The 21977-nt window shown below is 67.4% G+C and carries 13 protein-coding genes and 2 tRNA genes; 13 read left to right on the top strand and 2 right to left on the bottom strand.

Features of this window, described 5'->3' with window-relative positions; genetic code table 11:
* The first annotated feature begins 66 nt into the window (after positions 1-66).
* From HYG77_RS03965 to dnaG, 5 genes are all read left to right on the top strand, one after another.
* Positions 67-759, top strand: a complete 693-nt coding sequence (locus HYG77_RS03965; RefSeq protein WP_109329032.1) for a YdcF family protein — start codon at positions 67-69, stop codon at positions 757-759.
* Positions 759-2033 (top strand): deoxyguanosinetriphosphate triphosphohydrolase, encoded by a 1275-nt coding sequence (locus HYG77_RS03960; RefSeq protein WP_208963276.1) that lies wholly within the window; start codon positions 759-761, stop codon positions 2031-2033. Before HYG77_RS03965 ends, HYG77_RS03960 begins: the two co-directional genes overlap by 1 nt.
* A gap of 80 nt (positions 2034-2113) precedes the next feature.
* Positions 2114-2692 carry a lipase family protein gene (locus HYG77_RS03955; RefSeq protein WP_280123291.1) on the top strand — a complete coding sequence of 193 codons (579 nt, stop codon included), beginning with the start codon at positions 2114-2116 and terminating at the stop codon, positions 2690-2692.
* Complete coding sequence (locus HYG77_RS40595) at positions 2608-2865, top strand: lipase family protein (RefSeq protein ID WP_280123290.1); 258 nt, start codon at positions 2608-2610, stop codon at positions 2863-2865. Before HYG77_RS03955 ends, HYG77_RS40595 begins: the two co-directional genes overlap by 85 nt.
* 48 nt (positions 2866-2913) lie before the next feature.
* The gene (gene dnaG, locus HYG77_RS03950) at positions 2914-4845 is read left to right on the top strand and encodes a DNA primase (RefSeq protein WP_109329036.1); all 1932 of its coding nucleotides are present in this window, start codon (positions 2914-2916) and stop codon (positions 4843-4845) included.
* A 13-nt stretch (positions 4846-4858) separates the two neighbouring features.
* Here dnaG and HYG77_RS03945 read toward each other — a convergent pair whose 3' ends face one another.
* Positions 4859-5107, bottom strand: coding sequence for a hypothetical protein (locus HYG77_RS03945; protein WP_109335012.1), 249 nt, complete (start codon positions 5105-5107; stop codon positions 4859-4861).
* Positions 5108-5244: 137 nt separating this feature from the next.
* On the opposite strand from HYG77_RS03945, the gene HYG77_RS03940 reads away from it, so the two are divergent.
* Positions 5245-5317 (top strand) — tRNA-Asn (locus HYG77_RS03940).
* A gap of 126 nt (positions 5318-5443) precedes the next feature.
* Positions 5444-6631, top strand: coding sequence for an AI-2E family transporter (locus tag HYG77_RS03935; protein ID WP_208961894.1), 1188 nt, complete (start codon positions 5444-5446; stop codon positions 6629-6631).
* Here HYG77_RS03935 and HYG77_RS39435 read toward each other — a convergent pair.
* Positions 6572-6802, bottom strand: a complete 231-nt coding sequence (locus tag HYG77_RS39435; protein WP_244373455.1) for a DUF6480 family protein — start codon at positions 6800-6802, stop codon at positions 6572-6574. The two genes, HYG77_RS03935 and HYG77_RS39435, sit on opposite strands and share 60 nt — an antisense overlap.
* Positions 6803-7044: 242 nt before the next feature.
* On the opposite strand from HYG77_RS39435, the gene HYG77_RS03930 reads away from it, so the two are divergent.
* The 6 genes from HYG77_RS03930 (at position 7045) to HYG77_RS03905 (ending at position 21874) form a co-directional block, all read left to right on the top strand.
* A tRNA-Ile gene (locus HYG77_RS03930) sits at positions 7045-7118 on the top strand.
* A gap of 149 nt (positions 7119-7267) precedes the next feature.
* Entirely contained in the window at positions 7268-17884 is a 10617-nt protein-coding gene (locus tag HYG77_RS03925) for a type I polyketide synthase (protein ID WP_208961893.1), read from the top strand.
* Between the two features lie 42 nt (positions 17885-17926).
* Positions 17927-19222, top strand: coding sequence for a wax ester/triacylglycerol synthase domain-containing protein (locus tag HYG77_RS03920; protein ID WP_208961892.1), 1296 nt, complete (start codon positions 17927-17929; stop codon positions 19220-19222).
* A gap of 30 nt (positions 19223-19252) precedes the next feature.
* Positions 19253-19771, top strand: coding sequence for a DinB family protein (locus tag HYG77_RS03915; protein WP_109335014.1), 519 nt, complete (start codon positions 19253-19255; stop codon positions 19769-19771).
* A 111-nt stretch (positions 19772-19882) separates the two neighbouring features.
* Complete coding sequence (locus HYG77_RS03910) at positions 19883-21010, top strand: NDMA-dependent alcohol dehydrogenase (RefSeq protein ID WP_109329042.1); 1128 nt, start codon at positions 19883-19885, stop codon at positions 21008-21010.
* Positions 21011-21055: 45 nt separating this feature from the next.
* Positions 21056-21874 carry a serine hydrolase domain-containing protein gene (locus HYG77_RS03905; RefSeq protein ID WP_208961891.1) on the top strand — a complete coding sequence of 273 codons (819 nt, stop codon included), beginning with the start codon at positions 21056-21058 and terminating at the stop codon, positions 21872-21874.
* Positions 21875-21977: the final 103 nt, after the last annotated feature.

Below are 21977 nucleotides of genomic sequence, written 5' to 3'. Positions count from 1 at the left end.
AGCAAATCTATCCGGTGTGGCGAGTCGTCAGCGGGACAGTTCGACGGCAGCTGGCAGAATCGGGGAGTGAATACTGCACCGAGCCGTGAACGCCACGACCTGCCGCGCGCCGAGGCGCGTCTGGGTTTCGTCGGCACGTTCGCGCGGTGGACCCGCCGGGTGATCGTCGGAGTGGTCCTGATCGCCGTCGCCCTCGTGTTCGGCACGGCAGTCCGGGTGTGGCAGGTGGCGCGGATCGACGACGTCTCCAGCGCCGACGCCATCGTCGTCCTGGGAGCCGCGCAGTACTCGGGGACCCCGTCGTCGGTGTTCGAGGCCCGACTCGAACAGGCCTACAAGCTGTACGAACAAGGCGTGGCTCCCGAGGTCATCACCGTGGGCGGGAAGCAGGAGGGCGACGAGTACACGGAGGCGGCGTCGGGTAAGAACTACCTGATGTCGCGCGGGGTCCCCGCCGATAGCATCACCGCAGTCGAGGAGGGGTCCGACACCCTGCTGAGCATCGAGGCCGTCAGCGAGACCATGGGGGAGCAGGGCATCAACTCGGCGGTCCTGGTCAGCGACCCCTGGCATTCACTGCGCACCCGCACGATGGCGCGCGACGCCGGACTCGATGCCTGGACTGCGCCCACCCGGCAGGGCCCGGCCGTCTTCACGCGCGAATCCCAGCTACACGGGATAGCGCGGGAAACCGGGGCCCTGATCTGGTACCAGCTCACCCACTTCTCCGCGGACTTCCCCTACACGGCAGGACAATGATGGCCGGATACTCGACTCACGACGTCGCACGGCGCGTCTCCGAGCCGCCCAAACGGGCCGGTCTGCCGGGGAGCCAGATCGCCGCGGCCCAGCACCGCTCCGATTTCTCCCGGGACCGCGCCCGCGTGCAGCACTCCGCTGCGTTACGCCGGCTCGCGGACAAGACACAGGTGGTGGGACCGAGGGACGGTGACACACCCCGTACCCGGTTGACTCATTCGATCGAGGTCGCACAGATCGGGCGGGGAATTGCGGACGGACTCGGATGTGACCCCGATCTGGTGGATCTCGCGGGGCTCGCGCACGACATCGGCCACCCGCCCTACGGACACAATGGTGAGAAGGCACTCGACGAGGTCGCGGCGAGCTGCGGCGGCTTCGAAGGTAACGCCCAGAATCTGCGAATCCTGACCAACCTCGAACCCAAGGTCCTCGATCCCTCGGGCGCCAGCGCCGGACTCAACCTCACGCGCGCGGCGCTGGATGCGGCCATCAAGTATCCGTGGACGAGGCCCCGGCCGGGTGCCAAATTCGGGGCCTACGACGACGACGCCGAAGTGCTGATCTGGGTGCGCGAGGGCGCACCGGAGAATCGTCGGTGCCTCGAGGCGCAGGTGATGGACTGGGCCGACGACGTGGCGTATTCGGTTCACGACGTCGAGGACGGGGTGATCGCCGGGCGCATCGATCTGCGTTCGCTCGCCGACCCAGTGGAACAGCGGGCGCTGGCGGAACTGGGTGTCTCCGAGTTCCCCGGGCTGGTTGTCGACGATCTCGTCGAGGCGGCGCATCGGCTCAGCCTCCTGCCTGTAGTGGTGGAGGTGGGCAGCTACGACGGAACGCTGACCAGCGCCGTCGCCTTGAAGAATCTGACCAGCGAGTTGGTCGGCCGTTTCGCCACCGCCGCAATCAGCGGCACACGGAAGGTCAACGGGGACGAGCCGCTGGCCCGGTACGACGCGGACCTGGTGATCCCCCCGGTGGTGGCCTCCGAAGTGGCCCTTCTGAAAACCGTTGCGCTGTATTACGTGATGTCCGACTCCGGTCACAAGGCGCGGCAGGAGCGGCAGCGCGACCGCATTCACCGAGTGGCCGAATGGCTCCTGGCCACCGCTCCGGCGGGACTCGACTCCCTGCTGTTGCCGGCCTGGGACAAGGCCGGCGACGATTCCGCGCGGGTCCGGGTGATCGTCGACCAGATCGCCTCGTACACCGAGAGCAGGCTCGAACGCGTAGACAAGGCCAGCCTGGGGGCGCAAGCGAGCTGGGGCTGACGAGAAACGGACCAATCCGTCCGCTCCGGTGCAACGAATACGGTGCGAGAGCGCTCACACGACCTGCACAGGGAGCCCGGATGAAGTCTGTACTGCGCAAGATCATCGGTTCGATGTCCGCCGCCCTGGCGGTTGCGGTCCTCGACGGCATCCGGGCAGCGCAGCGACTGCCGCAGACCGGTCTGGGCGTCGGCCCGGTGGGGTTGGCGGGATACTCCGGTGGCGCCATGGCAACTAATTGGGCGACGGCACTCGCGCCGACCTACTCGCCCGAGCTCGACATCGTGGGCGCAGCCCAGGGCGGTACCCCGGTGAACATCGGCGAATTGGCCGACCGGTTGGGCGGCGCCCCCTCGGACGCCTTCGGTCTGGGTTTCGCGGCCGCCATCGGACTCGAACGCGAGTACCCGACGCGCTCGCCCCTGGGAAACGGCCTCAACGACGAGGGTCTCGAGCTCCGCGACCGGATGAGCAACCTGTGCCCGATTCGATCCTCGCTGCCGGTGCCGGCATGTCGCTGGCCGAACTCACCGACGGTCCGAGCATCCTCACCGATCCCTCGGGACGGTCGGTCATGGACGAGAACAGTGTGCAGCTGTACCCGGGCGTGCCGAGAACGCCGATGTACGTCTGGCACGGCAGTGCGGATCCCCTGGTAAACATCGGGCCGGTACGCGAGACCGTCGACAAGTACTGCGCGCAGGGCGCGAGGGTTCAGTTCGACGTGATCCCGGGCGCCGACCACGGCGCCGCCACCGTGCTCGGTGTGGGGCCGGCGTTCAGCTACCTCGGTGACCGGTTCGCGGGGATTCCGGCGCCGTCGAACTGCTGATTCCGAGTCGGAAATTGCGGCCCCGGCGGAGCGCCTAGACTGTGTGCCGTGGCTGGCAGAATCCCTGATCGAGACGTTGCGGCCATTCGCGAGCGCACCCGCATCGAGGACATCGTGGGGGAGTACGTGTCCCTCAAGCGTGCCGGCGGTGACTCGATGAAGGGCCTGTGCCCGTTCCACGACGAGAAGTCGCCGTCGTTCCATGTTCGGCCCAATCATGGGCACTATCATTGCTTCGGCTGTGGTGAGGGCGGCGACGTCTACTCGTTCCTGCAGAAGATCGACCACATCAGTTTCGTCGAGGCTGTCGAGCAGCTGGCCGATCGGCTGAACTACTCGATTTCGTACGAGGGTGGCGGCACCTCCGTCCAACGCGACCGCGGCACTCGTGCGCGGCTGGTGGCGGCCAATGCGGCAGCCCAGGAATTTTATGCCGCGCGTCTGCAGGAACCGGACGCGCAGGCGGCCCGCGACTACCTGACGGAGCGCAACTTCGACGCGCACGCCGCGCAGCAGTTCGGTTGCGGTTACGCGCCCGACGGCTGGGACGTGCTCACGAAGCATCTGCTGGGCAAGGGTTTCGAGGTCAAGGAACTCGAGGCGGCGGGGCTGTCGAAGGCCGGCCGCCGCGGCCACATCGACCGCTTCCATCGGCGCCTGCTCTGGCCGATCCGCAACCTGTCGGGCGACGTCATCGGCTTCGGTGCGCGCAAACTCTTCGACGACGACACGATGCCGGGGAAGTATGTGAACACCCCGGAAACCATGCTGTACAAGAAGTCTCAGGTGCTCTTCGGTCTGGATCTCGCCAAGCGCGACATCGCCAAAGGGCATCAGGCGGTCGTGGTCGAGGGCTACACCGATGTGATGGCGATGCACCTCGCCGGGGTGAAGACGGCCGTTGCCGCCTGCGGAACCGCGTTCGGTGAGGACCACCTCGCCATGCTGCGTCGTCTTTTGATGGACGACAGCTATTTTCGCGGCGAGATCATCTACACGTTCGACGGCGACGCAGCCGGGCAGGCCGCGGCGATGAAGGCTTTCGAGGGCGATCAGAAGATGGCCGGGCAAACCTTCGTGGCCGTCGCCCCCGATGGTATGGACCCGTGCGAACTGCGGCAGAAGTCCGGTGACGCGGCTGTCCGCGATCTGGTGGCGCGCCGGACACCGATGTTCGAATTCGTGGTCAAGTCGATCCTCACTGAGCACGACCTCGAGACCGCAGAGGGACGTGTGGAGGCGCTGCGCCGCACGGTGCCGGTGGTTGCTCAAATCAAGGAAGCGACGCTGCGTGACAGTTACGCCGTCCAGCTGTCCGGTTGGGTGGGCTGGGACGATATCGCCGCCGTTCGTCAGCGGGTGCGCGACGAGGCGCGCAAGCGGGCGTCGACGCGGGGTTCGGTGCCTGCTCCGCCGCGCCGCAAAGCGGGCAGGGACGACAGCGATGCGCCGCAGCTTCCGGTGGGCCTGTCCCGTCCCCGGCCCAACGACCCCACGCTGTGGGCGCAGCGGGAGGCGCTGAAGAGCGCGCTGCAGCACCCGTCGATCGCCGGCACGGTGTTCGACTCACTGCCCGTCGAGACCTTCACGCACCCGGCGTACGTGATGATCCGCGAAGCGATGATCGCCGCCGGCGGAACGAGTGCAGGCCTCGGCGGAGGCGAGTGGGTCGACGCCGTCAGCCGGGGAGTGGGAGACATCACGGCGGCATCGCTCGTCTCCGAGCTCGCCGTCGAGCCGCTCCCCGCCGAAGAAGATCGAGTGCCCCGATACATTTCGGGCGTACTCGCACGCCTGCAAGAGGTGTGGGTCGGTGAACAGGTGGCCGAGCTGAAGTCCAAGCTCCAGCGCATCTCCCCGGCCACCGAATCGGACGAATTCCACTCGCTGCTCGGCGACCTCGTCGCGTTGGAGCAGTACCGCCGCAGTCTCCTCGATCAGGCGATCGGCGACACCACCAGGGACGGGATGGCCGGCTGAACGCCTGCGGCGCTCACCGGTTCTTCAACTGCTCGTGGGGAACGAACACCGTGGTGTCCTCGTCGATCGGCTTCATCGGCTCGAGTTTGGGCTGCGTGTTCAGGGAATCGGACAGCTTCTGCCGCGACACCTGCAACACCTTCTTGGTGGCCGGACTGGTGGCCACAGCCCTCGTTGCCCGGCTGATCTGTTCGTAGCGTGCACGTCCCGCCCGCGTACCCAGCACGTACCCCGCCGCGATACCGATCAACAACCGCATCATTCCCGCTTCCTCCCGGTGCACATCGACCGTCCCCATCCTGCCTGATACGTCGACAGGCAGCCGATTTGGTACTGGGGTAGGGCTATGCGCTACAGTTTCTCAGGCGTCGCCGGGAACGGCGAAGCACAGCAGAATAATCCCCTGTAGCTCAATTGGCAGAGCTTCCGACTGTTAATCGGACGGTTGCTGGTTCGAGTCCAGCCGGGGGAGCAACGAAACCCCCGCCCGGATCTTTCCGGGCGGGGGTTTCTGCTGTCCCGGGCCAATCCCGATCGGTGTGCGTGCCAGGCGGGTACATTCCCGCTGTATCGGCAGCAAACGACCGCGGGGTGTGCGATGAGCGAGGACGGCGGCCAGGCGGAGCGGACCCGGTCAGCCGGAGGCATTGGTCCGCGCGACGCCCCACGCTGGCTGCGACCGGCCGTCTTCTACGTGCTCCTCGCGGTGGCCGCCTACCAGATGTCGGGCTGGCTGTTCCACAACCTGCGAGGCTTCCTGGGACTGCTGTTCCTCGCGTGGTTGTTCAGCATCACCATCGAGCCGGTCGTCGATTGGATGGCCTCTCGGGGTGTTCGCCGGGGCGCCGCCACCGGACTGGTTCTGTTCGCACTGTTCGTCGCGGCAATCGCCTTCCTGGCCCTGTTCGGGACGCTGCTCGCCCAGCAGCTGGCCCAGCTGCTGAAGGCACTGCCCGGCGCGCTGTCCTCGGTCACCGAATGGTCCAATCGCGTTCTCGACACCGATTTCGCGACGGGCGAAGACTTGATTCATCTCACCCCCGACACCATCCGCGACCTGGCGCAGCGTTTCACCCCAGGGGTTCTGGGCGTCTTGTCGTCGCTACTCGGCGTCGTGTTCCAGATGCTGACGCTGCTGTTGTTCGTGTTCTACATGTCCGCGCAGGGACCCACCCTCCGCCGGACGATCTCGAGCTGGTTCCCGGCACGGCAACAGCGCGTCATCTCCACCGTCTGGGCAATCTCCGTCGAGAAGACCGGCGGATACATGGTGTCGCGGCTGATCCTCGCCGCGGTGAGTGCAGTCGCCACCGGAATCTTCCTCGTGATCATCGGCGTCCCCTATTGGCTGCCGCTCGCGCTGTGGACCGGGGTCGTCTCACAATTCGTCCCCACCCTGGGCACATATCTCGCCATTGCCCTGCCCGCGGTCATCGCGGCGGCGGCCCAGCCGATCGACGGCGTGTGGGTAGTGGTGTTCGGAACGGTCTATCAGCAAGTCGAGAACTACATCCTTCACCCGCGAATCACGTCGCGGACGGTGTCGATCCACCCTGCGGTCGCGTTCGGATCGGTCATCGTCGGCGCGTCGCTGTTCGGCGCGGTCGGGGCACTGATCTCCGTTCCCGTGGTAGCGGCGATCCAAGCGCTGGTCGAAACCTACGGGCGACGTTACGAACTCGTCGCCGACGAGAGACCGATCGACCCAGGGCAGTCGACAGTTACCTCAGTCGAACAGCGCGAACACGCGCGCGACGAAAAAGGCCCCGATCCCCAGGATGAGTAGGCCGACCAGCACGAAAGTGAGCACCGGCAGACTGCGTCCCGGCATCGGTTGAGGATGGGACAAGCCAGAGGTCTGCCCCGCGTCGGGTGGTGTATCCCCCGCGGGAACACCGCCGCCCTCGTCGAGTGTGGGTGCATCATCCGGGTCCGGTCCTGGATTCTGAGTGCTCACATTGCTCCCTTCACGAACCGCGATCACGTAGCGACGACGGCTGACAGCAGAGGTACCCGCGACCGCGTCATCCCACACACCCAGCGCCACGACCGGCAGCCGAAGCGGGGCGTCTCGAAAGCCCAAGGCGACAAGGACGCGACGCCGCGGAAGCCCCGAGATTCGCTCTGCATCCCGCGTGCCACCTCACGGCCGCGGCACGGTAACATCGGCTCGCCGCAGTCCGGACATGCCGCGGCGATGGGGCGGTAGCTCAGTCGGTTAGAGCCGTGGACTCATAATCCATTGGTCGCGGGTTCGAGCCCCGCCCGCCCCACCCCTTTCACTGCGGCGCGGAATTCGTGACCGGCGTCCGGAATTCCCTGCCACGGCGATGAGCCGATCTCCTGCGTCCGAGCCGTGGTCGCGGATAGAATCGGGTTTCTGCGCTGGACGGGGGGGCTCTCGGATTGGAGCTGATCTCGGATGGCCGATCAGGCGAAACTCCTCGACTATTTGAAGCGGGTCACCGCAGAGCTCTATCAGGCGCGGGCGAAGTTGCGCGAGGCCGAGGGGGTCAGTCGCGAACCGATCGCCGTCATCGGAATGGGTTGCCGGTTCCCTGGCGGGGTGCGGTCACCGCAGGATTTGTGGCGGCTGGTGGAATCGGGTTCCGATACCGTCACCGAGTTCCCCGAGGACCGCGGCTGGGAGCTGGCGGATCTCTACGATCCGAAAGCCGAGCAGGCCGGCAAGACGTACACGGTGCAGGGCAGCTTTCTCGACGATCCCGCGGGCTTCGACCCGGAGGTCTTCGGCATCTCGCCCCGCGAAGCGCTGGCCATGGACCCGCAGCAGCGACTTCTCCTCGAAACGAGCTGGGAAACGTTCGAACATGCCGGCATCGATCCGCGGTCCATGCACGGTCGCCAGGTCGGCGTCTTCACCGGGTTGTCGGGAATCGACTACGCAGCGCGGGCGGGCGGCATGCCGCCCGAGGACCTCGAGGGGTACTTCATCACCGGCAACGCCATGAGCGTTGCCTCCGGCCGGGTGGCATACAGCTTCGGCCTCAGCGGACCGGCGATCACGGTCGACACCGCCTGCTCTTCGTCGCTGGTCTCCATCCACCTCGCCATGCAAGCGCTGCGCAGCGGTGAGTGCGAACTGGCTCTGGCGGGCGGCGCGACCGTGATGTCGACCCCCGCGGTGTTCGTCGAGTTCAGTCGCCAGCGCGGACTGGCTCGCGACGGGCGGTGCAAGGCGTTCTCCGCCGCGGCAGACGGCACGGCGTGGGGTGAAGGCGCGGGGATAGTGGCGTTGGAACGTGTTTCCGACGCAGAGCGCAATGGTCGCCGGATCCTGGCCGTCATCCGCGGCAGTGCGGTGAACCAGGATGGCGCGAGCAACGGCCTGACCGCTCCGAACCGGCAGGCCCAGGAGCGGGTGATAGGGCAGGCACTGTCCAACGCGGGGCTGGGACCGGCCGACGTCGACGCGGTCGAGGCGCACGGAACCGGCACGAAGCTGGGCGATCCGATCGAGGCATCGGCCCTGCTGGCCGGCTACGGCCGGAATCGTCCCGTCGACCAGCCGCTGTGGCTGGGCTCGGTGAAGTCCAATCTCGGACACACCCAGGCCGCCGCCGGCGTTGCCGGCGTGATCAAGATGATCATGGCGATGCAGCACGGGGTTCTCCCGCAGACGCTGCACGTCGACCGGCCGACCCCGCACGTCGACTGGTCAGCCGGTGCGGTGTCGCTACTCACCGAGCAACGGAAGTGGCCCGAGGTCGATCGGCCCCGCCGGGCAGCGGTGTCGTCGTTCGGCATCAGCGGCACCAACGCCCATGTCATTCTCGAGCAGCCCCCGACGTTCGAGCCGGTGACCACCGGATCGCCTTCTCCGGCAGACGAAGTCGTGGCGTGGTGCGTGTCCGGGCACACCGAACCCGTGTTGCGCACCCAGGCCGCGAAGTTGCGCGACTACGCCGCAGACCATCCCGAACTGACGCCTGCCGCGGTAGCCGGCGCACTGCTCGGCTCACGTGCCACCTTCGACTACCGGGCCGCGGTGATCGGGGCGGAGCCGCGGGTGCTGCTGGCCGGCCTCGACGCGCTCAGCCGAGGCGTGCCCAGCCCTCACGTGGTCAGTGGCGTGGCCTTGGAAGCCGGGGACCGGCCGGTGTTCGTCTTTCCCGGGCAGGGCTCGCAGTGGGTGGGGATGGCCACGGAGCTACTGGATTCTTCGCCAATCTTCGCCGACAGTGTGCAGGAGTGTGCCGACGCGCTTGCCCCCTTCACGGACTTCTCGCTGCTCGAGGTACTGCGGGATCGAGATCCGGCCTCACTGGACCGGGTCGATATCGTGCAGCCGGCGCTGTTCGCGATGATGGTCGGTCTCGCGCAGTTGTGGCGTGCACACGGCGTCGACCCGGCGGCGGTGGTCGGTCACTCGCAGGGCGAGATCGCGGCCGCCTACGTCGCCGGCGCACTGAGCCTTTCCGACGCGGCGTTGGTCGTCGCGGCGCGCAGCAAGGTGATCGCCGCATCGGCCCGGCGTGGCGGTGGAATGGCCTCGCTGGCATTGCCGCACGACATCGTGCGGGAGAAGATCCAATCCTGGTCCGGTGCCATCGAGGTTGCGGCGATCAACGGTCCGTCGGCGACGGTGGTCTCGGGTCCCGTCGATGCCCTCGACATCCTCGTCGAGCAGGTGCAGGGCGACGGCGTCCAAGCGAGGCGGATCGCGGTGGAATACGCCTCCCATTGCGCCGACGTTTCGGTGCTGCGCCAACCGATTCTCGACGCCCTGGCCTCGATCGAGCCGCACCGGTCACAGATTCCGTTCTACTCGTCGGTGTCAGGTGGTGCGTTGGACGGCAGCGCGCTCGACGCGGACTACTGGTACCGGAATCTGCGCCGCACGGTTCGATTCGAACAGGCGACGAGAGCCCTTGTGGCAGAGGGATATCGATTCTTCGTGGAGTCGTGTGGCCACCCTGTCCTGACCGTGCCGTTGCAGGAAACGCTCGAGGCGGCGGGCGTCGCCGGACGAGCCATCGGCACCCTGAGACGCGACAATGCAGGCCTACGCCAGTTCACCGCCGCACTCGCCGAAGCCCAGGTACACGGAGTGCACGTCGAGTGGGACCGGGTGCGGTGGGCTCACCGCGACGATCGGCAGCAGTGGGTCGACCTGCCCACGTACGCATTTCACCACCGCCGCTACTGGCTGGAAAGTTCGGTGCCGCAAGGCGACGTCGCATCGGCGGGCATGGAGACCGGGGGACACCCGATGCTCGGTGCGTCGGTCGAACTCGGCGACGGTCGTGGCGCTGTGTTCACGGGAGTGCTGTCGCCGCACCGTGTTCCGTGGCTGAGTGATCACGCGGTGAACGGCACGGTCATCCTGCCGGGCACGGCTTTCGTAGAGCTCGCCCTGCACGCAGGAAGCCGCGTCGCGTGCGGACGGCTCGAAGAACTCACCATCGAGGCGCCCTTGATGATCCCCGGCGACGGTGAGGTGGCCGTGCAGGTGAGCGTGCTCGCCGACGGCGAGGCCGGCCATTCGACGGTGTCGGTGCATTCTCGACCCGCGGATGCGTCGGGGGATGCTCCGTGGACCCGGCATGCCACCGGCGTGCTCACCGCAGACGTGGACAGCGCCGACTCCCCCGAAGAGTGGCCGCCGGCTGATGTCACACCGATCGACGTCAGAGGGCTGTACGAGGTGCTCGACGACGCCGGCTACGGGTACGGCCCGATGTTCCGGGGGTTGCGCGCAGCGTGGCGCCGCGGTGACGAGCTGTTCGGCGAGGTGCGGCTGGGCGGAGAGGACCCGGCTGCGGCGGTGGCGGGATACGGAATTCATCCGGCCGTGCTCGACGCCGCGCTGCACGTTATCGCGTTCGGAGTCGCAGACACCGGCGCACGCGACGTCCGGCTGCCGTTCGCCTGGGGGACAGTGCAATTGCACGCGGTAGGCGCAACCGCCTTGCGCGTGCACATCACCACCATCGGGCCCGAGCGATATCGGGTATCGGCGTACGACTCCGCCGGCAAGTCGGTGCTGACCGCGGACTCGTTGGCGCTCCGGCCGCTGGGAGAAACCGGGGTGTCACCCGCCGGGGCCGGCGAAAGCCTCTACCGCGTGGAGTGGATGCCCGTCGGGGCATCCGCTGCGGCCCCGGCCGAGCTGCTGCCCCTCGCGGAGGCGCTTTCCGGAGCCGATCCCGACGGCCGCGTGCTGTGGCTGGCCGGCGAACCGGGTGATCAGTCGGACGTGCCGACGCGGGCGCACGCCGTCGCCGAGTCGACGCTCCGGGCGGTCCAGTCCTGGCTCCGGGACGAGCGCCTCGCCGAGACCCACCTACTGGTCACGACCCGGCTCGCGGTAGCCGTCCGCGACGACGATCCGATCGACAACATCTCTGCCGCGCCCGCGTGGGGACTGATCGGGGCGGTGCAACACGAGCATCCGGACCGCATCACCCTGGTCGACCTGGACATGCAGCCCGGCGACCTGTCCGATCCCACGCTGTTGTCCATGGCGCTGGGATGCAACGAACCTCAGCTCGCCATCCGCGAAGGGGTTCTACTGGCACCCATGCTCGTCGCCGCAGCGCCCGCCGCCGCGGCGCCCGACGCGGGACCGGCACCCTTCGGTCCGGCCGGCACGGTCGTGATCACAGGTGGGACCGGGACTATCGGCAGACTGATCGCGCGCCACCTCGTGGCGCGGTACGGGGTCCGCCGGCTGGTGCTCACGGGCCGGAACGTACTCGATGCCGAGAGTGCGGCCCGACTGCGAGAGGAGGTTGCCGAGCCGGGTGTCGAGATCCGTGCGGTCGCCTGCGACGTGGCCGACCGCGCAGCTGTGGCGGACATGCTCGCCGACATTCCCGACCTGTCGGGCGTCATCCACGCTGCCGGTGTGCTCGAGGATGCCACCGCCGCTGCCGTGACCCCGCAGCAATTGCACGCCGTTCTGCGTCCCAAGGTGGACGGTGCCTGGCATTTGCACGAACTCACCCGCGACCGCGAGTTGTCGGCATTCGTGCTGTTTTCCTCTGCGGCGGGTGTGCTCGGTGGCGCCGGCCAAGCGAATTATGCAGCGGCGAATGTTTTTCTCGACGCACTCGCGCAGCACCGCCGCCTCCGCGGACTGCCGGCGATCTCCATGGCCTGGGGATTGTGGGACCGCCCGAGCGGGATGACGTCGCATCTCAATGCGGCCGACCTCGACCGGTTGCAGCGCACGGGCATCGACACCCTCAGCCCGGAGTCGGGGCTTGCGCTGTTCGACGCGGCGCTTGCCGTCAATCGTCCGTTGATCGTGCCGATACGGTTGTCGGCGCGTTCCTCGAAGTCCGACGGTGAGTCGGTGCCGCCCATCCTGCGCCGCGTGCTGGGTATCCGCCACCGCCGCGCTGCCGCCGCCGACGCGCCGACGGGCCTGGCCGACGAGTTGCGCGCACTCGGTCCCGCAGAGCGGCACGGCCGGGTGCTGGACATCGTCACCACCCACGTTGCGGCCGTACTTGGGCACGAGGGGAAGGAGGCGATCGACCCGGAACGGGCGTTCAAGCAACTCGGTTTCGACTCGCTGACCGCCGTGCAACTGCGGAATCAACTGACGACTGCCACCGGCGTGCGGCTCGCGGCGACAGTCGTTTTCGACCATCCCACTGCTGACGCGCTGACTCAGGAGTTGGTCGCGCGACTTCTCGGCAGTTCTGCTGCTCCGCAACCGACCCAGAAAGCGCGAACCCGCAGAGACGACGACCCGATTGTCATTGTCGGAATGGCGTGTAGATATCCGGGGAAGGTGTACGGCCCGGACGACTTGTGGCGGCTCGTCCGCGACGGCCACGACGCGGTGGGGGCGTATCCCGACAATCGAGGCTGGAATCTCGACGAGGTGTACGACCCGGACCCGGACCGCAGCGGCACAACGTACATGAGTGAAGGAGGGTTCCTGTACGACGGAGACGAATTCGACGCCGCATTCTTCGGAATCAGTCCGCGCGAAGCCGTCGCGATGGACCCCCAGCACCGCCTGCTGCTCGAGTGTGCCTGGGAAGCGTTGGAAGCGGCGGGGATACGGCCCGATTCCCCCGACCTCACCGACACCGGCGTGTACGTGGGGATGATGGGCGGTGACTACGGGTTCCACCTGATGAGCCAACGCAATGTAGATGCCGAGGGCTATCTGATGACCGGGACCAGCAACAGCGTGGCCTCCGGTCGGATCTCGTACTCTCTCGGATTCACCGGTCCCGCAGTCACCGTCGACACGGCCTGCTCGTCGTCGCTGGTGGCCATGCATCTCGCGGCGCGGGCGCTGCGCGACGGCGAATGCACCCTCGCGCTGGCCGGTGGAGCGACGCTGATGGCTACGCCCGGTGTTCTCATCGAGTTCAGCCGCCAGCGCGGGCTCGCCGCGGACGGGCGGTGTAAACCGTTTTCGGATAGGGCCGATGGCACAGGGCTCAGTGAAGGCTCGGGGATGGTGGTGCTCGAGCGGCTCAGCGACGCAGAACGCAACGGTCACCAGGTATTGGCGATCGTCCGCGGATCGGCGGTCAACCAGGACGGTGCCTCCAATGGATTGACCGCACCGAACGGGCCGTCGCAGGAGCGGGTGATCCGCCAAGCGCTGGCCAATGCCGGGGTCGGCCCCGCCGACGTCGACGCCGTGGAAGCACACGGCACCGGCACGACGCTCGGTGACCCGATCGAAGCGCAGGCACTGCTGGCTGCGTACGGGCAGGAGCGGGACGGACGGCCGCTGTGGCTCGGTTCGGTCAAGTCGAACATCGGCCATTCTCAGGCGGCGGCGGGCGTGGCCGGTGTGATCAAGATGGTGATGGCCATGCGGCACGGGGTGTTGCCCCCGAGTTTGCACGGTGATGCCCCGACGCGGCACGTCGATTGGACGGCGGGTGAGGTCTCTCTGCTGGGCGAATCGGTTGCCTGGCCGGAGACGGGACACCCCCGCCGGGTCGGGGTTTCGTCGTTCGGCATCAGCGGCACCAATGCACACATGATCCTGGAGCAGCCGGCCGGCTCGGCCACGCCGAAGGTCTCGCCCCCGTCGGCATCGCCGTTGGTCTGGGTGATCTCCGGAAAGACCGGGGAGGCATTGCGCGCGCAGGCCACACGGTTGACCGTCTTCCTCGATCGCGACGACGCGGAACTCCCGGATCCCGCCGACCTCGCCTACTCGCTGGCCACCACTCGATCCGGTTTCTCCCACCGCGCCGCCGTGGTCGGGGAAACGCTGACCGATCTGCGCGACGGCTTGGCTCGCATCGCCCTGGGCCGACCTGGCGGCAACGTCCTCAGCGGGACGAGTTCTCGCGGCAAGACGGCGTTCATGTTCACTGGCCAGGGTGCGCAACGGATCGGGATGGGCCGCGGTCTCTACGGCGCCTACCCGGTGTTCGCCAGGGCTCTCGACGAAGTCTGCTCCGCCCTTGATGAGCATGTGGAAAGCGCTGTCCGGCAGGTGATGTGGGACGAAGCTGACGGTGGCGCCGCAAAGCTCGACAGCACCGAATACACCCAACCGGCGCTGTTCGCGGTGGAGGTCGCGCTCTCCCGGTTGCTGCGGGACTGGGGCATCACCCCTGACTACCTGATCGGTCATTCGATCGGCGAGATCACCGCAGCACACGTCGCGGGAGTGTTCAGCCTGCCCGATGCCGCCGCCCTGGTGGGTGAGCGCGGACGGTTGATGCAGTCCACCCGTCCGGGCCGGATGATCGCGGTACGGGCACGCGCGGACGACGTCGTGGCCCAGCTCGACGGCCGGGTCGATCTCGCGGCCGTGAACGGTTCCGAGTCGGTGGTGCTCGCGGGCAGCGAGCACGACATCGACGCCGCCGCAACCGAGCTGTCCGCCGCGGGCATGAAGACGACGAGCTTGCGGGTAGAGCGAGCCTTCCATTCGACCCTGATGGAACCCATCCTCGACCAGTTCGTCTCGGTCGTGTCGAGGCTGACCGCGCAGCCACCGAAAATTCCGGTCGTCTCCAACGTGACCGGGCGGATCGCCTCCGCCGAGGAGCTCACGTCACCGAGATACTGGGCGCAGCACATCCGCCAACCTGTGCTGTTCGCCGACGGCATTGTGGCCCTGGACGATCTGGGCGTCACCCGACTCGTCGAAGTAGGTCCCGGCGCAGCCTTGGCCGCGAACGCCGCGGAGGTCGTCCCGACTGCATTCGCCGCACTGCCCGGACGCGGCGACGAGGCGCACGAAATCATGGAAGTCGTCGCGGCGGCCTATGTGTCGGGTGTCTCGGTCGACTGGGAGCGGGTGATGTCGGGTCGTAGCCGGGTACCTCTGCCCACCTACGCATTTCAGCGCCGCTCCTTCTGGCCGTCCGCGGCCGCGCGTAACGCCGGCGATCCGACGGAGCTGGGGCTGAGTCCGGCGGATCATCCACTGCTCGGCGCGGCGGTGACACTCGACGACGATGAGACGTTGTTCACCGGACAGCTTTCGCTGCACCGGGATTCATGGCTCGTGCCGCCGCCGGCCGATGACGGTAGCCCATCGACGGCCGACGATTCGCACACGGTAATGCCCGCAGTGCTGGTCGAGCTCACGTTGCACGTAGCCCACCACGTCGGTCTGGACCATATCGACGAACTCACGCTGCACCACCCACTGACCCTTCCGGAGTCGGGGCTGGCCTCACTTCGCGTGTTGGTGTCGCCGAACAACGACACCGGCGGCCGCACCGTCACCATTTCGTCGAACGTGGGTGAGGCCGGCAGCGCAGACACCTGGGTTCGGAACGCGTCGGCGACCATCGACGACGTCGTCAGCTCCGAATCCGAAGTACGGCAGCACGTTTCCGCGGACGACGATGGCGAAGTTCGCCTCGGTGAAGGCGTCGACACCAGCGGCTTCGGCATCCATCCGGAGCTGCTGCAGGCAGCGCTCGAGCCCCTCCTCGAAGGGGACGGCTGGCCACTCACATGGTCGGGAATCCGTCTGCACACCGTCGGTGCGGAGGCAGTATCGGTACGTTTCTCGACGACCGAGGACGGGCGATACCGCATCGTCACTGCGGACCCCGAGGGTTCGCCTGTGTTGACCATCGATGCGCTGAAGGTGGTGCCGCGAGCGGTCGGCGGGGAAGGAGCGGGCCGCTCGGCAGGCCTGCCGCTGCACCGGCTTACATGGATTCCGGTCGAGGGCGGAGCGTCCGAGCCGGCCCTCGGCCCGGCGGTCATCCTCGGCGCAGAGGGATTGGGCGGCGACGGGATCGGTTCCACCTTGCCGAATTATCCCGATATGGCGGCATTGCGGGCCGCACGGGAGTCGCTGCCCGACGGAGACGACCGACGTCCGTGGACGGTGCTCGTCGGGTGTGGCACCGAGGGCGGAGGCGGGCCGGAAGCGACCCATGCGCTGTGTGCTCGGGTGCTGCGTCTGCTGCAGTCGTGGCTCGACGACGACGAGGTTGCCGACATCTCGCTCGTGATCGTGACCCGTGATGCGATGGTCACCGAGGACGGTCGGGACCGAGGCGATCACCTCGAGGCTGCGGCAGTGTGGGGTCTTGTCGGCTCCGCGCAGAACGAGAACCCGGGCCGGATCGTCCTGATCGACCTCGACGATGCATCGGACGCCGAATCCGCCGTTGCCGCGGCGGTGGCGAGCGGAGAACCTCAGCTGGCAGCTCGGAACAACACCTTGCTCGCGCCTCGGCTGCGGCGTCTTCGCGCCGTCGACGAATCCGGCTCGGCCGTCGATCCCCGCTCGCCCTTCGATTCTCGCGGTACCGTTCTCCTCACCGGCGGCACCGGCACCGTGGGAGCACTGGTCGCTCGCCACCTGGTAGCCGAGCATGGGGTCCGGCACCTGTTGGTGACCAGTCGGCGCGGGCCCGACGCCGAGGGTTCCGACCAACTGCGGAGCGAACTGAGCGGCCAGGGGGCCGAGGTGAGCATCGTGGCGTGCGATACCTCCGACGAATCGGCAGTCGCCCACTTGCTGTCCCGAATACCGGAGGAGCACCCACTGACGGCTGTGATCCACGCGGCCGGAGTGATCGACGATGCCACCTTGTCCTCGCTGACCCCCGAGCGACTCGACGCCGTGCTGCGGCCCAAGGTCGACGCGGCCTGGAATCTGCATCGGCTGACCGCCACGTGCGATCTGCGCGCGTTCGTCATGTTCTCTTCGCTCGCCGGAGTCCTCGGGGCGCCTGGGCAAGCGAACTATGCTGCCGCGAACATGTTCCTCGACGCGCTCGCCCGTCACCGCAGCGCCTTCGGGCGGCCCGCGCTGTCGATCGCCTGGGGCATGTGGGCACCGCCGAGTGCCATGACCGACAATCTCGGTGCGATCGATCTCGCTCGTGCCCGTCGCAGCGGGATGGTTCCGATGACCGCTGCCGAAGGCCTGGCTCTCTTCGACAGTGCGTTGACCGCCGGTGTGCCGACCGTGGCGGCCGCTCGGTTCGACCTGTTCGGTTCGGCCGCTCCGTACGTTCCCGCCCCACTGCGTGGTCTGATACGGGAGGTGCGTCCACGCGCTGCAGGTGCGGACTCGGCGGCGACCGGATCCAGCGGGTCCGGGACCTCGGATTGGGCTCACCGCCTTGCTGATCGGTCGACGCCCGAGCAGCGGCACCTGATGCTCGATCTGGTTCGGGGTGGGGCTGCAGCCGTCCTCGGCTACGACTCTCCTGACGCGGTAGACGCCGACCAGGCGTTCAAGGAACTCGGTTTCGACTCGCTGGCCGCCGTTGCGCTCCGCAACTACCTCGGCGCCGCCACGGGCCTGCGGTTGCCGCCGACGATGGTGTTCGATCACCCCAGTCCGCGTGCCGTCGCCGAATTCCTGCGCGGAGAACTTGTTCCGGATCCGGTGTCGGTCGCCCTGTCCGACGTCGACCGACTTCGCGCTGCCATCGCCGAGCTCGGCACCGACATCGAGGCGCGGTCGGCCGTCGCGAAGCGGCTGGAAAATCTTCTGGCAGAGGTGGCGGCGCCCGAAGAGGCGCACGCCGACACGGTCGACAAGATTCACGCCGCCACCAGTGAGGAGATCCTCGATTTGATCGACCGCGGTTTGTGAACCGCCGGACTACAGACTGCGCGCGAGGGTAGGTTCGGACGAGTGGCCAGCGAGGATCCCGATCGGCTCTCCGCCGATGACGCGCGCATCCTGGCGCTCGAATCGGCGGAAATCACCGGTCATACGCTGAAGTTGATCGTCCTCGAGCCGGATACCGGACCGCTCGACCTCGACGCCCTGAGATCCTCGGTAGCGGCGCGACTTCCCGGTCGACCCCGCGCGAGGCAGCGGGTCGACACGTCGGGACCGGAGCCGCGCTGGGTCGACGCTGACGACTTCGAGATCAGCGACCATGTCCGGCGTCTGGCAGAGCCCGCTTGCGTCTCGCGGGCAGATTTGTGGCGGGCCGTCAGCAAGCTGATGTCCGAGCGACTCGACCATGACCGACCGTTGTGGACAATCGACGTGATCGGCCCGCTCGGCGACGGCCGCGAAGCGATCGCGGTCCGGATTCACCATGCGATGGCCGACGGGATCACGGCGGTCCGCTTCCTCGATGCCGTGCTCTGGGATCCGCACCCGTATCCGGACTCCGGCAAGGTGGCGCGACCGGGCATTCGCTCGGCTGCGGCGAAGCGGTCGTGGTTCGCCGAGGCTCGGCGGATGCCCGGAGCGGTCTGGCGGGAACTCGTCTCGCGCGGGTCGCGCTCTCCTTTCGACCACCCGATCGGTGTCTCACGGGAGGTGGCCTTCACGGTCGCCCCGCTGGCAGAGCTGAAGTCGATCGGGAAGTCGCGTCCAGACCACACAACGGTCAACGACGTTCTCCTCGCGATCGTCGCCGGTGGGGTGCGCCGATGGCTCGGCGAAAGCGCGGCGGGGCTTCCGCGACTTCGTGCCCAGGTTCCGGTCAGCCTCCATCACCGAACGGAGAGCGCGGGGGAGTTCGGGAATCGGGACTCGTTCCTCAACATCGATCTACCGCTGGGGGAGACCGACCCGCTCGAACGGCTCGACCGGATTGCCCGAGAGACGAGGGAGCGCAAACTCCTCGGCGATGCCGAAGAACTCTACGACCTGTTCCATGCCCTCGGGCGCACGAAGCACCTCGGCAGCGCTGTGGAACGGCTCGCCGGGAGCGCGCGAGAATTCAGCCTGTCGATTTCGAACGTTCCAGGCCCGGCCGTACCCGTGGGGGTGGCCGGGCGCCGGGTCGAGCATCTCTTCTCGTCTTCGGAGCCGGCCGCGCACCACGCCCTCCGTATCGCCGCGATCTCGTGCGCCGGGAGCATGGGGATCGGGCTTTGCACCGACCCGGCGACGCTGCCCGATGTCGCTCGGCTCGCGGCCGCGATCGACGACTCGTACACGGAACTGCGCAGGGCGGCGATCGGGTGAGGGTGATCGCCGAACCCTACGATGGCGGACATGGCGATCACTCCCGACACCAAGAACTGGACCTGGGTGCTCGAACGAGCTTGTCCCGACTGCGGGTTCGACTCCGCGGAGGTCCGGTACACCGACATTCCCGATCTCGTGCGCGCGAACGCCGCGGCGTGGGTGCCGGTTCTGGAGCGGCAAGATGTGGCTGTGCGCCCGGACGAGGGGACGTGGTCGGCGCTCGAGTACGCCGCCCACGTGCGTGACGTGTTCCGCATCTTCGACGTGCGACTGCAGTCGATGCTGGACGAGACGGATCCGGTGTTCCCCAACTGGGATCAGGACGAAACGGCAGTGGCGGAGCGGTACAACGAACAGGACCCGGTGGTGGTGGGGAGGGAGCTGGCTGCGGCGGCGGCCTCCGTGGCGGATGGCTTCGACGCCGTCGAAGCCGAGCGACGCGACCGGACCGGGCGGCGTAGTGACGGCGCGTCGTTCACAGTGGAGTCGCTGGCTAAGTACTTCGTCCACGATCCGATCCACCACCTCCACGACGTGACCCGGTAACAGTTTCGGATTCTGGGGCCCCGATTCGGTAGAACGTGTTCCAATTCTGGCTGATTGTGTCTATCGTCACATCAGCAGATGCGCAGACATGAATGAAGGGTTGGAAGTCACATGAAGACCAAGGGTGCGATCCTGTGGGGCCTGAACGAGCCGTGGTCGGTCGAGGAGATCGAAATCGGCGATCCGGTTGCGGGTGAGGTGCAGATTCGCATGGAAGCCGCCGGCATGTGCCACTCCGACCACCACATCGTCACCGGCTCGATGCCCATGGCATCCTTCCCGGTGATGGGCGGCCACGAAGGGTCCGGCGTCATCACCAAGCTCGGGCCGGAGGTGAAGGACCTCGAAGTCGGCGACCATGTGGTGCTCTCGTTCGTGCCTGCCTGCGGACGCTGTCCGGCGTGCTCGGCGGGACACCAGAATCTCTGTGACCTCGGGATGGGGCTCCTGAGCGGGTTGGCAATCAGTGACGGCACCTTCCGCATCCACGCGCGCGGCGAGAACGTCATTCCGATGTGTCTCCTCGGCACGTTCTCGCCCTACATGGTCGTGCACGAGACCTCGGTCGTGAAGATCGACAAGGATATTCCCTTCGACGTCGCCGCCCTCGTCGGCTGCGGAGTTCCCACCGGGTGGGGGTCGGCCACGCGGATGGCGGAGGTGAAGCCGGGTGAATCCGTCGTCATCATGGGTGTCGGCGGCGTCGGCATGAGCGCCCTGCAGGGTGCGGTGGCGTCCGGAGCGCGCCAGATCTTCGCCATCGATCCCGTTCCGTGGAAGCGGGAGCAGGCACTGAAGTTCGGGGCCACCCACGCGTTCGAGAGCGCCGCGGCCGCCATCGAGCCGATCATCGCCCTCACGAACGGGTTGATGGCGCAGAAGACGATCATCACGGTCGGGGAGATGCGCGGCGAATACGTCGAGGAAGCCCTGTTGCTCACCAGTAAGTTCGGCACCTGTGTCGTCACGGCCATGGGCGCGATGACCGACATGGACGTCAAGTTGAACCTGTTCCTCTTCTCGATGCTGCAGAAGGACCTGAAGGGCACCATCTTCGGCGGCGGAAACGCACGGGTCGAGATCCCGAACCTGCTGGCCATGTACAAGTCGGGGCAGTTGAACCTCGACGACATGATCACCCGCACCTACACCCTCGAAGGGGTCAACGACGGGTATCAGGACATGCTCGACGGCAAAAACATTCGCGGCGTCATCCGGTACACCGAAGCCGACTGGTGACGGCTCGCCGCAGCAGACCACGGGGTGCTCTCGTAGGCTGACCGGGTGCAGAGTCTGGATCAGATTGCCCGATGGCCCGTGGACAACGCTGCGGCGGTCGTCCTGTCGCGAGACGAAGGGGTGATCGGCGAGTACGGCGACCAGCAGCGCGTCTTCCCGCTCGCCTCGGTCACCAAATTGCTCTGCGCGTACGCAGTCCTGGTGGCCACCGAGGAGGGGGCCGTCGAACTCGACCAGCCCGCAGGCCCTGAGGGTTCGACGGTGCGTCACCTCCTGGCGCACGCGTCGGGCCTCGCCTTCGACGACAATCGGGCGCAGACCACGCCGGGGCGTAAGCGGATCTACTCGAGCGCTGGCTACGAGGTGCTCGCCGACTTCGTCATCGCCGAGACGTCGATCGACTTTCCCGACTATCTGGCCGAATCCGTCTTCGCGCCGCTGAAGATGGGGGCGTCCGCACTCGTCGGTCCCGCCGGCCACGGCGCGGAGTCGTCGGCCGGCGACCTCGGACGCTTCGCCGCCGAGTTGCTCCGGCCGGCGCTGTTGTCGCAGGAGACGTTCGACGCGGCCACGTCCGTGCAATTCCCGGGCCTGGACGGCATTCTGCCCGGCTACGGGTCTCAGCGCCCCAACGACTGGGGTCTGGGATTCGAGCTCCGCTCCCACAAGAGCCCGCACTGGACGGGCCTGAGTAACTCGCCGCGCACCTTCGGGCACTTCGGCCAGTCGGGCACGTTCCTGTGGACCGATCCCGCGGCGGGGCTGGCGTGTGTGGTGCTGACGGATCGCCCTTTCGGTGACTGGGCCAAGCCCCTCTGGACCGAGGTGAGCGACGCGGTGCTGGAGGAGGGCCGGCGATCATGACACACCGAATGTGCGAATCACTGGCGCAACACGGGCAACACAAGGCACACTGGTCCACCGAGCGTGCTGCACGCATCGACTGAGGCCGTTGGGGAAGACGTCC

Origin of the sequence: Rhodococcus sp. ZPP, from assembly GCF_017656075.1 — a bacterium.
Classification (GTDB): domain Bacteria; phylum Actinomycetota; class Actinomycetes; order Mycobacteriales; family Mycobacteriaceae; genus Rhodococcus_F; species Rhodococcus_F oxybenzonivorans.
The sequence above is the reverse complement of the archived record's forward strand: the minus strand, read 5'-3'. Positions and strand labels throughout refer to the sequence as shown.